This is a genomic window from Tropicimonas sp. TH_r6 (assembly GCF_033101155.1).
Taxonomy (GTDB): Bacteria; Pseudomonadota; Alphaproteobacteria; order Rhodobacterales; family Rhodobacteraceae; genus Tropicimonas.
In genome coordinates, this window is sequence record NZ_JAWMPX010000002.1 from 300,104 (window position 1) to 312,626 (window position 12,523).

General features: G+C 64.1%; 15 protein-coding genes. 3 read left to right on the forward strand and 12 right to left on the reverse strand.

What is annotated here, in order from left to right:
- Positions 1–26 precede the first annotated feature (26 nt).
- The 3 genes from R3X27_RS03425 to R3X27_RS03435 are packed head-to-tail and all read right to left on the reverse strand — an operon-like array spanning position 27 to position 3,383.
- Positions 27–1,502, reverse strand: coding sequence for a carboxypeptidase M32 (locus R3X27_RS03425; protein WP_317707423.1), 1,476 nt, complete (start codon positions 1,500–1,502; stop codon positions 27–29).
- A 1-nt stretch (position 1,503) separates the two neighbouring features.
- Complete coding sequence (gene ctaA, locus R3X27_RS03430) at positions 1,504–2,649, reverse strand: heme A synthase (RefSeq protein WP_317707424.1); 1,146 nt, start codon at positions 2,647–2,649, stop codon at positions 1,504–1,506.
- Between the two features lie 11 nt (positions 2,650–2,660).
- A complete protein-coding gene (locus R3X27_RS03435; protein ID WP_317707425.1) occupies positions 2,661–3,383 on the reverse strand; it encodes an RNA methyltransferase in 723 nt (240 codons plus the stop codon).
- A gap of 141 nt (positions 3,384–3,524) precedes the next feature.
- On the opposite strand from R3X27_RS03435, the gene R3X27_RS03440 reads away from it, so the two are divergent.
- Positions 3,525–4,139, forward strand: coding sequence for a thiamine phosphate synthase (locus R3X27_RS03440; protein ID WP_317707426.1), 615 nt, complete (start codon positions 3,525–3,527; stop codon positions 4,137–4,139).
- A gap of 67 nt (positions 4,140–4,206) precedes the next feature.
- Here R3X27_RS03440 and R3X27_RS03445 read toward each other — a convergent pair whose 3' ends face one another.
- The gene (locus R3X27_RS03445; RefSeq protein ID WP_317707427.1) at positions 4,207–4,407 is read right to left on the reverse strand and encodes a DUF4169 family protein; all 201 of its coding nucleotides are present in this window, start codon (positions 4,405–4,407) and stop codon (positions 4,207–4,209) included.
- Positions 4,407–5,807 carry a class II fumarate hydratase gene (gene fumC, locus R3X27_RS03450; RefSeq protein WP_317707428.1) on the reverse strand — a complete coding sequence of 467 codons (1,401 nt, stop codon included), beginning with the start codon at positions 5,805–5,807 and terminating at the stop codon, positions 4,407–4,409. The genes R3X27_RS03445 and fumC overlap by 1 nt, the downstream gene beginning before the upstream one ends.
- A gap of 344 nt (positions 5,808–6,151) precedes the next feature.
- On the opposite strand from fumC, the gene R3X27_RS03455 reads away from it, so the two are divergent.
- Complete coding sequence (locus R3X27_RS03455; RefSeq protein WP_317707429.1) at positions 6,152–6,736, forward strand: HNH endonuclease; 585 nt, start codon at positions 6,152–6,154, stop codon at positions 6,734–6,736.
- Between the two features lie 22 nt (positions 6,737–6,758).
- Here R3X27_RS03455 and R3X27_RS03460 read toward each other — a convergent pair whose 3' ends face one another.
- From R3X27_RS03460 to R3X27_RS03485, 6 genes are all read right to left on the reverse strand, one after another.
- Entirely contained in the window at positions 6,759–7,094 is a 336-nt protein-coding gene (locus R3X27_RS03460) for a DMT family transporter (protein ID WP_317707430.1), read from the reverse strand.
- A gap of 12 nt (positions 7,095–7,106) precedes the next feature.
- Complete coding sequence (locus tag R3X27_RS03465) at positions 7,107–7,727, reverse strand: YitT family protein (protein ID WP_317707431.1); 621 nt, start codon at positions 7,725–7,727, stop codon at positions 7,107–7,109.
- A 70-nt stretch (positions 7,728–7,797) separates the two neighbouring features.
- Complete coding sequence (locus tag R3X27_RS03470) at positions 7,798–8,535, reverse strand: SDR family NAD(P)-dependent oxidoreductase (protein WP_317707432.1); 738 nt, start codon at positions 8,533–8,535, stop codon at positions 7,798–7,800.
- A 66-nt stretch (positions 8,536–8,601) separates the two neighbouring features.
- Positions 8,602–9,462 carry a lysophospholipid acyltransferase family protein gene (locus R3X27_RS03475; RefSeq protein ID WP_411572452.1) on the reverse strand — a complete coding sequence of 287 codons (861 nt, stop codon included), beginning with the start codon at positions 9,460–9,462 and terminating at the stop codon, positions 8,602–8,604.
- Positions 9,459–10,235: a GNAT family N-acetyltransferase gene (locus tag R3X27_RS03480; protein WP_317707433.1), complete on the reverse strand. Its 777-nt coding sequence runs from the start codon at positions 10,233–10,235 to the stop codon at positions 9,459–9,461. Before R3X27_RS03480 ends, R3X27_RS03475 begins: the two co-directional genes overlap by 4 nt.
- 153 nt (positions 10,236–10,388) lie before the next feature.
- Positions 10,389–10,559: a DUF3553 domain-containing protein gene (locus R3X27_RS03485; RefSeq protein ID WP_411572456.1), complete on the reverse strand. Its 171-nt coding sequence runs from the start codon at positions 10,557–10,559 to the stop codon at positions 10,389–10,391.
- A gap of 38 nt (positions 10,560–10,597) precedes the next feature.
- Here R3X27_RS03485 and R3X27_RS03490 point away from each other — a divergent pair, with 38 nt between their 5' ends.
- Positions 10,598–11,203, forward strand: coding sequence for a histidine phosphotransferase family protein (locus R3X27_RS03490; RefSeq protein WP_317707435.1), 606 nt, complete (start codon positions 10,598–10,600; stop codon positions 11,201–11,203).
- A gap of 16 nt (positions 11,204–11,219) precedes the next feature.
- Here R3X27_RS03490 and R3X27_RS03495 read toward each other — a convergent pair whose 3' ends face one another.
- Positions 11,220–12,473 (reverse strand): glutamate-5-semialdehyde dehydrogenase, encoded by a 1,254-nt coding sequence (locus R3X27_RS03495; protein ID WP_317707436.1) that lies wholly within the window; start codon positions 12,471–12,473, stop codon positions 11,220–11,222.
- Positions 12,474–12,523 lie beyond the last annotated feature (50 nt).

Below are 12,523 nucleotides of genomic sequence, written 5' to 3' on the forward strand. Positions count from 1 at the left end.
TGCCCCGCCCCTTGCCAAAAACGACGTCAGAGTGCGTAGAGGCCCGAGAACTTCTCTTCCAGGTAGGCCAGAAACGGTTCGGCAGAAATCTGCCCGGCCACGGCATGTTCTATGGTCTCGCGTGGCCCGCGCCGCGCGCCATGGCATTGCAGCCGCGTTCGAAGCCATTCGGTCGCCGGCGTGGCGTCTCCGCGCGCGAGGGCGTTCTCCCAATTCGGAACCTCCAGGCGCATCGCCTCGAAGAGGCAGCCGGCATAGAGATTGCCCAGAGAATAGGTCGGGAAATAGCCGAAGAGCCCCACCGGCCAGTGAACATCCTGAAGCACACCGTTGGACGGCCGGTCAACCGCAAGCCCAAAATCCGCCTCGAACCGTTCGTTCCAGGCCGCCTCCAGGTCGCGCACCTCCAGGTCACCCGCAATCAGCGCCCGTTCAAGGTCGAACCGCAACAGGATGTGCAGGTTATAGTGCACCTCGTCAGCCTCTGTGCGAATGAATCCGGTGCGGACATTGTTGACGGCGGCGTAGAACTCACCCTCGCTTGAAACCCCGATATCACCGAAAGCCTCCCGACACTGGCCAAAGAGCCAGCCCGTGAAGGCACGGGAGCGACCAAGCTGGTTTTCATAGAACCGGCTCTGGCTCTCATGGACACCCATCGAAACGCCCCGACCGATCGGGGTCAGCAGATAGTCACGCGAGACGGATTGCTCGTAGCGACTGTGGCCGACCTCGTGGATCGTCGAATAGAGGCATCCAAACGGATCGCTCGGGTCAGTCCGCGTGGTGATGCGCGAGTCCAGTCCGGAGCCCGAAGAGAAGGGATGCACGGCCTTGTCGATCCGACCATGGCTGAAATCATAGCCGAAGGCGCGTGCGCAGGCCTCCGAGAGCGCGAGCTGCGCGGTCTCGTCGAAATGACCCTCAAGCGCGGGCGACTCCCGCCCGCTCGACAGGACGGATTCCCGCAGCGCGACCAGACGCGGCCGCATTTCGTCGAACATCGCCGCGAAGCTGTCCCCCGTCGCGCCCGGCTCGTAATCCTCCAGCAGCGCGTCGTAAAGATCGCCATCGCTGCCGGCAAGGGCTGACGCCTGCTGCCTTTGAAGGTTCAAGACCTCTTCGAAACTATCTGAAAACGCCGAAAAATCATCATCTGCCCGCGCCTCGGCCCAGATCCCTTGCGACAGGCTCGTGACCCGGGTGATCTCGGCCGAAAGTTCGACCGGAACCTTCATCGCCCGATCATACGCCCGCCGGATCTGATACAGCTGCGATTCTGCGACGGCGTCCTCTGCGTCCGCAGCCTCCAACCAGTCGGCCAGTTGTGGCGCGACGCAGCGGGCATGGATCACCTTGTCCAATGCCGCCATCTCCTCGGCCCGTTGCGCCGCCGCCCCACTTGGCATCACCGTCTCCTGGTCCCAGCCAAGTCGACCCTGGATCTGTTTCAAGGCCTCCGTCTCGCGAACGAAGGCCATAAGATCAGAATATGCACTCATGTCAGAGTCCCTCGCGGACAGAGCTGGCCAACGGGTAGCCAGACAGGAAGCGTGCTCGCAGGATCGCCACCCAGAGCAGCACCGCGATTAGCTGGTGGGTGATGGCAACATGCCATTGCGCCTGGGTCAGCACCGCGACGATGCCGAGCACGACCTGCCCGAAACAGAGTACGAGCATCCAGTCGAAGGCCCGTCGCGTGCGCGGATGGGCCGATTTGCGGCCACGCGTCCAGGCGAAGATGGCGAAGGCGAAGACGATGTACCCGAGTGTCCGGTGCATGAACTGCACAAGCCCCGGATCTTCGAAGAAATTCCGCCAGACCGGCTCCAGCAGGAAGGGCGACGGCGGGAAGATGCCGCCATTCATCAGCGGCCATGTCGGGAAGGCGACGCCGGCATCGATCCCGGCAACCAGCGCACCGAGCAGGATCTGCAGGAAGGCGAGATGCAGGAGCCCGGTCGAGAGCCCCCAAAGCTTTGCCTCCTTGGCGCGCCGCGCCTGCATCAGCTCGCGTTCGGGGCGCGACAGCTTGAGGAAATACCAGCCCAGCAGGCCGAGAATGACGAAAGCCAGGCCCAGATGCACCGCCAGCCGATAGGAGGCCACGTCGAGCATCCCCTCGCCCAAACCGGACGAGACCATCCACCAGCCGATCGCACCCTGCACGCCGCCGAGAACCCCGGGCAGCGCCAGCCGCCCGGTCCAACCGGTCGGGATCTTGCGCAGCGCAAGGAACCCGAAGAAACCGATGGCCCAAACCAGGCCGATCACCCGGCCAAGCTGTCGATGCCCCCATTCCCACCAATAGATGCCCTTGAACTCCTCAAGGGTCATCTCCGTGTTCTGGATCTGGAATTCCGGGATCTGCTGGTATTTTGCAAACTCCGACTCCCAGGCCTCGACGCTCATCGGCGGCACAGCCCCGGTGACCGGCTTCCACTCGGTGATCGACAACCCGCTATCGGTCAGCCGCGTCAGGCCGCCAACGACGATCATCGCCACGACCATGGCAAAGAGCAGCCCCAGCCAGATCCGGATCGCGCCGCGCGCACCTTTTGCGCCGCGATCGATCATCCCGGGTTGGGCGACCGGGGTCTTTGGGGTCTCGGCCCCGACATCCTCAAAAATACTGCGCTTGGCGGCCATGACGGTCTCCTTCACTCATCCTTCGGGCGCTGGCGGGTCAGTTGCCGCAACATCCCGTGGAATATCTGCACATCGGCGCGTGTGAGCGCCAGCCGGGAAAGCATGTTTCGCACCGACACCTTCATCCCCGCCGCCTTGGCCTCGGGGAAGAAGAAGCCGGCATCTTCGAGCCGCTGTTCGAAATGATCTCCGAGCTTCTCGACCTCGATCATCTGCGCCCGCTCGATCTCGGGCGCCTCGGGCAGCGGCTCTGCCTGCCGACGCCACTCATACGCGGTCAGCAGCACGCATTGCGCGAGGTTGAGCGAAAAGAACTCAGGATTGACCGGCACGGTGATGATCGCATGGGCCCGAGAAACATCCTCATTCTCCAACCCGGCCCGTTCCGGCCCGAACAGCACGCCAACCTTGCCGCCCTCAGCCGCAACCGCGCGCGCTTGCGCCATCGCCTGTTCCGGCGTCAGCACCGGCTTGGTCAGGTCGCGCGACCGCGCCGTGGTGGCATAGACATGGGTGCAATCGGCCACGGCCTCGGCGACAGACCCATAGAGCCCGGCATTGTCCAGAACCCGGGCCGCGCCGCTCGCGAGCGCCACGGCGCGCGTGTTCGGCCAACCGTCGCGCGGCTCGACCAGCCGCATCCGGTCGAGGCCGAAATTCAGCATCGCGCGCGCCGCCCCACCGATATTCTCGCCCATCTGCGGACGCACGAGGATGAAGCTGGGCTGGGACATGGAGGCTCCTTGGCTGAGTTCCGGGGGCTGAAATCCCGGACCTGATACGCCGCCGCGCCGCCTGCTTCAAGCAGCCATGGCACGCCGCGCAAAAGGGCGCTAAGAGAAGCGAGCGCAACAAGAAGCCGGGAGACACGAGCAATGGCCGACCAGGAGCAGCCGCAGATCTATCTCATCAGCCCGCCGGAGCTGGACCCCGAAGGGTTCCCCGAGCAGCTCGCTCGCGTCCTCGACGCGCGCGAGATCGCCTGTTTCCGACTCGCGCTGGCGAGCACCGACGAGGATCATGTCGCGCGCGCCGCCGATGCCTGCCGCGCCACCTGCCACGAGCGGGACGTCGCCATCGTCATCGCGCAGCACCAACGCATGGTCGAACGGCTCGGGCTTGACGGTGTTCATCTTGACGGCGCCCGCGCCATTCGCGACGCCCGCAAGGAGCTGGGCGAAGACGCCATTGTCGGCACGTTCTGCGGCGCGTCCCGGCATGACGGCATGAATGCCGCGGAAGCTGGCGCGGATTACGTTGCTTTCGGTCCGGTCGGCCAGACCGAACTGGGCGATGGAACGCGGGCCGAGCTCGATCTCTTTTCATGGTGGAGCGAGGTGATCGAGATCCCGATTGTGGCCGAGGGGGCGTTGACGCCGGAACTGGTCGGGGCGATTTCGCCCGTGACGGATTTCTTCGGCATCGGGTCGGAGATCTGGAAGAGCGACGACCCTGTCGCGGCCCTGGCCAGCCTGCTGGAACAGGCCTGACACGCGCCCGATCCCAGTGGATCGGCGATGACGCGGCTGTTGCCGGGCGTCTTGCGAAGTTCGGCTTCTAGGACTGTTTCCCGGAGCCGTCTTCCGGCTCGACGCGTCCCTCGTCATGCAGCTTCTCGACTCGCTCCGCTTCGGCGCGGGCGCGCTGCTTCTCGGCCTTTGTCAGGCCGTGAAAGGCGGCGTTTCGATCCGCCGCCTCCCGGGCATCCTTCCGGGCCCGCTCCTTGCGGACCCGGTTGAGATTGATCGGCTTGGCCATCAGCCCTTCGGCTTCGGGCCGACCATGTTCTCCGGGCGGACCACGGCGTCAAAAGTCGCCTCGTCCACGAAGCCGAGATTGATGGCTTCTTCCTTCAGCGTCGTGCGGTTCTTGTGCGCGGTCTTGGCGACCTTGGTGGCGTTGTCATAGCCGATGGTCGGCGCCAGCGCGGTCACGAGCATAAGGCTCTCGTCGCGCAGCTTCTCGATCCGCTCCCGGTCGGCGGCGAGTCCGTCCACGAGATTGTCGGTGAAGGCCGAGCAGACATCGCCCAGAAGCTGCATAGATTGCAGCACGTTATAAGCCATCATCGGCTTGTAGACGTTCAGCTCGAAGTGACCTTGCGAGCCGGCCATACCGACCGCCATATCATTGCCCATCACATGGCAGCAGATCTGGGTCATGGCTTCGCACTGGGTCGGGTTGACCTTGCCGGGCATGATCGAGGAGCCGGGCTCGTTCTCGGGCAGGATCAGCTCGCCGAGGCCACAGCGCGGGCCGGAGCCGAGCAGGCGGATATCCGAGGCGATCTTGAAGAGCGAGGCGGCGACGGTCTTCAGCGTGCCGGACATCTCGACCATGGCGTCATGGGCGGCCAGGGCTTCGAACTTGTTCGGCGCGGTAACGAAGGGCAGGCCGGTGATCGCGGCCATGTTGTCGGCGACCTGCACGTCCCAGCCTTCGACCGTGTTCAGACCGGTGCCGACAGCGGTGCCGCCAAGAGCCAGTTCGTTGATGTCATCCAGAGCGATCTCGATCCGCTCCATCCCCTTGGCGACCTGATGCACATAGCCGGAGAATTCCTGGCTGAGGGTGATCGGGGTGGCGTCCTGGGTGTGGGTCCGGCCGATTTTGATGATGCCGTCGAACTCGGCGACCTTCTTCTCAAGCGCGGCGTGGAGCTTTTTCAGCCCCGGCAGCAACACGGCTTCGGCCTGCATCGCGGTGGCGATATGCATGGCGGTCGGGAAGACGTCGTTGGACGACTGCCCCATGTTGAGGTGATCGTTGGGGTGGATCGGTTCCTTGGAGCCGATCACGCCGCCCAGCATCTCGATGGCGCGGTTGGCGATGACCTCGTTGGAATTCATGTTGGACTGGGTGCCGGACCCGGTCTGCCAGACGACGAGCGGGAAGTTGTCGTCGAGCTTGCCGTCAATGACTTCCTGGGCGGCGTCCATGATCGCGGTGCCCAGCTTCTCGTCCAGCTTGCCGTTCTCCATGTTGGCCATGGCGCAGGCTTTCTTGATCACGCCGAGCGCGCGGACGATCGGGATCGGCTGCTTTTCCCAGCCGATCGGGAAGTTCATGATCGAGCGCTGCGTCTGGGCGCCCCAATACTTGTCGGCGGGAACTTCGAGCGGGCCGAAGCTGTCGGTTTCGGTGCGGGTCTGGGTCATTCGTGATCCTCCGGATGAACGTTGCCAGCCGTTTACCGCCGGAGCGGCCCGGGGGCAATTGAACGGGGCGCCGCAGGTACGGGATGATTTTGGCAGAGAGACGAGCCGGCATGGGCACTCTCACCGAGCACCATTGACGCGGCTTCCATTGACATCGGCTTTGCCCGATTTCGAAGCCGTCACATTCCTGTAACGCCCAATCGCTAGCCAATGATCGGCAGCTACCGCATCACGGGGGTTGTCAGGTGGAAAACGCCACATATAGTTACACTCACAGTCGGGGCGGGTCGTCCCGCCCTGAGCCGGAGATGCTGGCCGTCAGGGCGGGGGTGGAGTCACTGAAGATGGACGTCGATTTCAGAAAACAGTTCGTGCGCGAGCCGAACAGTCTCAGGCACCACCCGGCGCTGGTGCTGAATGCCGATTACCGACCGCTTTCCTACTACCCGCTTTCGCTTTGGCCCTGGCAGGACGCAATCAAGGCCGCCTGGTTGGAGCGCGTGGATATCGTGGCGGAATATGACGAGGTCGTGCGCAGTCCCTCAACCGAGATCCGGCTACCGTCTGTGGTTGTGCTCAAGGATTATGTCAGGCCACAGAAGCGCGTGGCCTTCACACGCTTCAACCTTTTCCTGCGGGACCAGTTCTGCTGCCAGTATTGCGGCACCAAGGGGGATCTGACCTTTGATCATGTCGTGCCGCGCGCGCGCGGCGGGATCACGAGTTGGGAGAACGTGGTGGCGGCCTGTTCGAGCTGCAATCTCAAGAAGGGCGCACGGTCGCTGAGGCAGGCCAATATGAGCCTGCTCAGGGCGCCACGCCGACCGGGCGCGGAAGAGTTGCGCAACACCGGTCGGAAGTTTCCGCCGAACCACCTGCACAAGTCCTGGCTCGATTTCCTTTATTGGGATGCTGAACTGGAGGCGTGATCTGCACCAAGATTGGTGGGTTTCAATGATGCGCGCTGCCTGAAAATAGCTGAATAGTCACCACTCCGGCCAGGATCAGCCCGATCCCGACAATTGCCGGCAGGTCGAGCTTTTGCCCGAACACCACCAGTCCGAGCAGGCTGATCAGCACGACCCCGAGCCCGGACCAGATCGCATAAGCGACGCCCACGGGAATCACCTTCAGTGCCATCGCAAGCAGGTAGAATGCGGCCCCGTATCCCAGGACCACAAGTAGGGACGGCAGCGGCCGGGTAAATTGCTGCGAGGCTTGCAGGGCCGATGTGCCGATGACCTCGGCGATGATGGCGCCGATCAGGGCGAGGACATGGCTTGGCATGAAAGGGTCCCGTCAGGTTGCGATATAGCGGTCGCGGCGATGGTTGAAGGCGATGACGAAGTTGAGCACGACTGCTCCGAGCAGGGAATAGAGAACCACCTGGGCCGGGAAGAGAAAGGCTGCCGTGGCGAAAAGCGCGGCATCGAACAAAAGCTGGACATAGCCGGCGGGAAAGCCCGTGCGGTCCTGGATCAGCAGCGCCGTGACGCCGAGCCCGCCGAGCGACCCCTTGTGGCGGAACAGAATGAGCAGGCCGGCCCCCACGAGGCAGCCGAAGATCACCATGCCGAGCGCCGGGGTGACCTCGGCCAGCACAAGATGCCCGGGCAGCCATTCCGAGAGCAGCGACAGGGCCGTGACGCATCCGAGAGAGCGCAGGGTGAAATTCAGGCCCATCCGGCTCCAGGCGAGCCAGTAGAATGGCAGGTTCACGACGAAAAACACCGCGCCGAAGGGCCAACCGGTCAGATAGGCGATGATCAGGGCGAGCCCGGCGGTCTGACCGGTGAGAAAGCCGAGATGGGTCAGGACTTGCAGCCCGAGCGCGCAGAAGAAAACACCGATGGACAGCCCCTGGATGTCTTCGAGGAGCGAGTGGCGGAGCGGGTCTTGGGTCTGATCGGGCTGCCTCATGGCGCGCAGATGACAAATCCGCGCGCCAAGGTCCAGAGGCGAGTTGCCCTGCCCCACATGTGCCCGAAGGTCACTGCATGCGCAGCGCGCCGTCGAGCCGGATCGTCTCGCCATTGAGATAGGGGCAACTCGTGATGAATTTCACGAGCGCAGCGAATTCCGCCGGATTGCCGAGCCGCCGCGGGAAGGTCACATCCTCGGCCAACCCGTCCTGCACCTCCTGAGGCAGTCCCATCAGCATCGGGGTCAGGAAGATCCCCGGCGCGATGGCCATGACCCGGATGCCGTCGCGCGCGAGATCCCGCGCCATTGGCAGCGAGAGCCCTGCGATGCCCGCCTTGGAAGCGCCATAGGCCGCCTGCCCTTTCTGGCCGTCAAAGGCCGCGATGGACGCGGTGTTGACGATCACGCCGCGCTCCCCATCTGCATTGGCGGCGTTCTTCGCCATCTCGGCTGCGGCCAATCGAGCAATGTTGAAAGTGCCGATCAGGTTGACCGAAACCGTCTTCTCGAACCCTTCGAAACTATGCGGGCCTTCCCGGCCCAGCGTCTTCTCTCCGGTGGCGATGCCGGCGCAATTGACCAGCAGGCTCACGCCGCCCATCGCCGTCGAGGCCGCCGCGACCGCCGCTTCCGCCGCCGCCGGATCCGTCACATCGACGGCCTGAAACCCGGCCCCCTCCGGCGCCTCTCCGGCCCGGTCCAAAACCGTGACCGCAGCGCCCGACGCCAACAACTCCTCGACCGTTGCCCGGCCGAGACCGGAGGCGCCGCCGGTCACGATCGCCTTAACCTGTTTGATATCCATGATGTCCTCCCTCGTGGCCGATAGCTATTGCCCGGGAGGCCCTTTCTGTCCAGCCCTCTGCGCCGGTCAGTCACCCGCTTCCAGCGGAGCGTCCACCATCGCAGCCGCCAGACCGTCCCGCACGGCGCGTTCGCATTGCCTGGCCAGTGCCTTGCGCCCGCCCGCCTCGGCGACCGAAATGGGCGGGTGATAGTAGATTTCGACCGAGCCCTGCCGCTTCTGCCGCAGCACCTTCAGGAAATGCTCCCCGAATTCCATATCCGCCCACCAGCCATAGAACCGCGGATCTTCTCCGTCCGGTCCGTGATAGACCAGCGTGATCGGCTGTACCTGAAACTCATCCGAAACATCGTCCGCGTGGAAGGCCTGAAACAGTGTGGTCTTGAAGGGCAGCACCCGCAGCCCGTCCGTGCTGGTGCCTTCCGGGAAGAAGAGCAGCCGATGCCCCGCTCCCAGACGTTGCTCGAGGAGCGCGCTCTGCGCCTGCGCCTCGCGGCGGTCGCGATTGATGAAGACTGTGCCGGTTGCCCGCGCGAGCCAGCCAATGCCGGGCCAGCCGGCCACCTCGGCCTTGGAGACGAAATAGATCCGATCGCAGGCATTGAGCGCGAAGATATCCAACCAGGAGACGTGATTGGAGACCTGCGCCCCAAGCCCCTCCATCGGCTGTCCGTGAACTGTGCGCCGTATCCCCATGATAAAAAAGGCTGTTCGGCAGACAAACCGTGTGATGGCCGGGGTCCATGGCCGGTGCAACCCAAAGATTGGCCGTTCGATCAGCCGCACCAACAGCAGAAGCGCGAGGCAGCCGAAGGTCACGAGCGCAAACGGGATCGCTCGGCGCAGGACACGCGCCCAATCCGCCGCGCCGCTCGGCACATGCATCTCCGGTTCATCCTCGGAGCGCCATGTCGCCTCCGAGCTCATCCACGCGCCCCGGAATAGGTCGCACGCTGCTGTGCCGTCAGCCGTTCCGTGTCCATGACGAGACAGATGTCGACCGTGTTGAAAAGGTCGTCCACGAAGGCGCCCTCGCCGACATGACCGCCGAGCCGCAGGTAAGCCTTGATCAGCGCCGGGATCTCGCGCACGGCCTGCACCCGGTTCACCGCCTCCGGCGGCAGGATGTCCATCGCGGTGAAATGCGACGCGACGGCCCGGACCCGCAGTTCCTCCGGCGCCAGATGGGCGTGATGCAGGAAGGAGAGCGGCTGCGCCAACGCGTTTACATCCGTGCCGTGAAAGCTCGCCACACCGAACAGCAACTCGATCTCGCGTTCGAGAACGTAATCCCCCAGCCCCTTCCAGAGCTGGAACAACGCCGTGCCACCGCGATAGTCCGTGTGCACGCAGGAGCGCCCGAGTTCCAGAAGCCGTCGCCCCGTCTGCTCCAGCGTCTGCAGCTCATATTCACCGGCGCAATAAAATCCTCCAGCGGCCACAGCGCGCTCGCCCGGCAAAAGCCGGTATGCGCCCACGACATGCTCGAGCGCGGCAGCGTCTCTCCGCCGGTCGACAAGGATCATATGGTCATAGAACGGGTCGAACCGGTCCTTCTCGAGCCGGGCCGCGTGATCGACAAGTGCCCCGTCGCCCTGCAATTCCTCGACGAAAACCTCGTAGCGCAGCCGCTGCGCGCCCAACAGATCCTGCTCGCTCTCCGCCAGCCTGATCTCGAAATACGGCTCATCCTGGCGCATACGCGGCCCACTCTTTCCAGGTTCGTCACCGAAGCGTCTTTAGGCAAAGAGGTGCGACTTGTCTACACTCCCCATTTCCAGCGGGTTGACCGACGCCAAGCACCCGTTAGGCTTGTTTCGTTTTCCCAGTGTGTCGCCGCGTTAAGCGAGAAATCAGAAGTCTTCCGGAAGAAGTCCGATGACACGACCATCCAGCACGACCTTACCGGCGTGTTCGAAATTGACGGTGATCCGGTGGCCTGCGCGCGACTGGACCTGTCCCAGCCCCCACTCCGGCTGGTCGGGATGGCGTACGAGCATTCCGGGCTCAAGGAAGGCATTCATGTCGATCATGCCGCCCATACCGTCAGGAATCCCCCCTTATGTCCAGTGACGAACCCACTACCGTCGATCTTGCCTCTCTGATCGGCTCACGCATCTGCCACGACCTGATCTCGCCCATCGGCGCAATCGGCAACGGGCTCGAACTGTTGTCGATGTCGGGCACAGGCGGGCCGGAAGTGGCGCTGATTACCGACAGCGTCGCGAATGCCAATGCCCGCATCCGCTTTTTCCGTATCGCTTTCGGCTATGCCGCGCCCGAACAAGGTTCGGCGCGCTCCGAGATCACCGCGATCCTTCAGGATGTTTACGGCCAGACCCGGCTGAAGGTCGACTGGAATGTCCCGGGCGATTGTCGTCGCCAGGAGGCCAAGGCCGCCTTCCTCGCGCTGCAATGCCTGGAAACCGCCCTGCCCTTCGGCGGCGAGGTTTCCGTTTCTCGTGGCGACGGCGCATGGCATTTCACCGGCCGGTCGCAGAAGATGAAATTCGATCCTGAGCTCTGGACCTGGCTCTCCGGTGAGATGCCCGGGGGCGAGCTTGCCCCCAAACATGTGCATTTCGCCCTGTTGCCCGCAGCATTGGCAGGGCTCGGGCGCTCCGTCACCCAGCACCAGGATGACACCATGATCACGCTGAGTTTCTGATCCCTGACGACGCGCCTCAGGGGCGTGTCGTGCCGTCGCCCTCCACGAGATATTTGAAGCTCGTCAGCTGTGCTGCGCCCACCGGTCCGCGCGCATGCATCTTGCCGGTGGCGATCCCGATCTCAGCGCCCATGCCGAACTCGCCGCCATCGGCAAACTGCGTCGAGGCGTTGCGCATCAGGATTGCACTGTCGACCCGGGAGAAGAACCGCGCCGCCGCCGCATCATCCTCGGTCAGGATCGCCTCGGTATGGCTGGAGCCGAATTTCCGGATATGCGCGATGGCATCATCAATGGAATCAACAACTTTCGCGGCGATCTTCATGTCCAGGAACTCGGTTCCGAAATCATCAGGCACCGCCGCGACCGAGCCGTTCAGCCCTTCGGCCCGCACCTCGACCCCGGCCGATTTCAGATCATCCACGATCTGCTGACCCAGCGTGTCGGCCACATCCTTGTGCACCAACAGGCATTCTGCCGCGCCGCAGATTCCGGTCCGCCGCGTCTTGGCGTTCAGCACCACCGCGCGCGCCTTCTCCGGGTCGGCCGCCGTGTCGACATAGATGTGGCAGATCCCCTCGAGATGCGCGAAGACCGGCACCCGCGCCTCGCGCTGCACCAGCCCGACAAGCCCCTTGCCGCCGCGCGGCACGATCACGTCGATGGTGTCGGTCATGGTCAGCATCTCGCGCACGGCTTCCCGGTCCCGCGTCGGAACGCGCTGGATCGACGCCTCCGGCAGCTTCGCGGCCCTCAGCCCCTCGACGAGGCAGGCGTGAATAGCCCCCGAAGAATGGAAGCTCTCCGATCCGCCACGCAGGATCACGGCGTTGCCAGCCATGAGACACAATGCGCCAGCATCGGCAGTCACGTTCGGCCGGCTCTCATAGATCACGCCGACGACGCCCAAGGGCGTCCGCACCCGCCGGATATGCAGCCCTGACGCCATGTCCCACTCGGAGATCACCTCGCCAACCGGGTCCGGCTGCTCCGCCACGGTCCGCAACCCGTCGACAATGCCGCGGATGCGCCCTTCGTCGAGCATCAGCCGATCCATCATCGCCGCCGACAGCCCCTTCTCGCGCCCGAAGTCCAGGTCTTTGGCATTGGCCTCGATGATCTCGGCCCGCCGTGCCCAGACAGCATCCGCTGCTGCGATCAGGGCCGCATGTTTCCGCTCGCCCGTCGCAAAGGCCAGCTCCGCAGACGCCGCCCGCGCCTTGGCGCCGATCTCGGCCATCAGCGCGGAAATATCAGTCTGTTCAGTCATCCGATCTCTCCCTCATGAGACAGCCTGCCGCCAGCAGTGTCCCACCATTT

Bases quoted from the DNA above. Each gene is read 5' to 3' on its own strand.
- R3X27_RS03425 (WP_317707423.1), bottom strand. From the start codon at position 1,502: ATGAGTGCATATTCTGATCTTATGGCCTTCGTTCGCGAGACGGAGGCC.
- ctaA (WP_317707424.1), bottom strand. From the start codon at position 2,649: ATGGCCGCCAAGCGCAGTATTTTTGAGGATGTCGGGGCCGAGACCCCA.
- R3X27_RS03435 (WP_317707425.1), bottom strand. From the start codon at position 3,383: ATGTCCCAGCCCAGCTTCATCCTCGTGCGTCCGCAGATGGGCGAGAAT.
- R3X27_RS03440 (WP_317707426.1), top strand. From the start codon at position 3,525: ATGGCCGACCAGGAGCAGCCGCAGATCTATCTCATCAGCCCGCCGGAG.
- R3X27_RS03445 (WP_317707427.1), bottom strand. From the start codon at position 4,407: ATGGCCAAGCCGATCAATCTCAACCGGGTCCGCAAGGAGCGGGCCCGG.
- fumC (WP_317707428.1), bottom strand. From the start codon at position 5,807: ATGACCCAGACCCGCACCGAAACCGACAGCTTCGGCCCGCTCGAAGTT.
- R3X27_RS03455 (WP_317707429.1), top strand. From the start codon at position 6,152: ATGGACGTCGATTTCAGAAAACAGTTCGTGCGCGAGCCGAACAGTCTC.
- R3X27_RS03460 (WP_317707430.1), bottom strand. From the start codon at position 7,094: ATGCCAAGCCATGTCCTCGCCCTGATCGGCGCCATCATCGCCGAGGTC.
- R3X27_RS03465 (WP_317707431.1), bottom strand. From the start codon at position 7,727: ATGAGGCAGCCCGATCAGACCCAAGACCCGCTCCGCCACTCGCTCCTC.
- R3X27_RS03470 (WP_317707432.1), bottom strand. From the start codon at position 8,535: ATGGATATCAAACAGGTTAAGGCGATCGTGACCGGCGGCGCCTCCGGT.
- R3X27_RS03475 (WP_411572452.1), bottom strand. From the start codon at position 9,462: ATGAGCTCGGAGGCGACATGGCGCTCCGAGGATGAACCGGAGATGCAT.
- R3X27_RS03480 (WP_317707433.1), bottom strand. From the start codon at position 10,235: ATGCGCCAGGATGAGCCGTATTTCGAGATCAGGCTGGCGGAGAGCGAG.
- R3X27_RS03485 (WP_411572456.1), bottom strand. From the start codon at position 10,559: ATGAATGCCTTCCTTGAGCCCGGAATGCTCGTACGCCATCCCGACCAG.
- R3X27_RS03490 (WP_317707435.1), top strand. From the start codon at position 10,598: ATGTCCAGTGACGAACCCACTACCGTCGATCTTGCCTCTCTGATCGGC.
- R3X27_RS03495 (WP_317707436.1), bottom strand. From the start codon at position 12,473: ATGACTGAACAGACTGATATTTCCGCGCTGATGGCCGAGATCGGCGCC.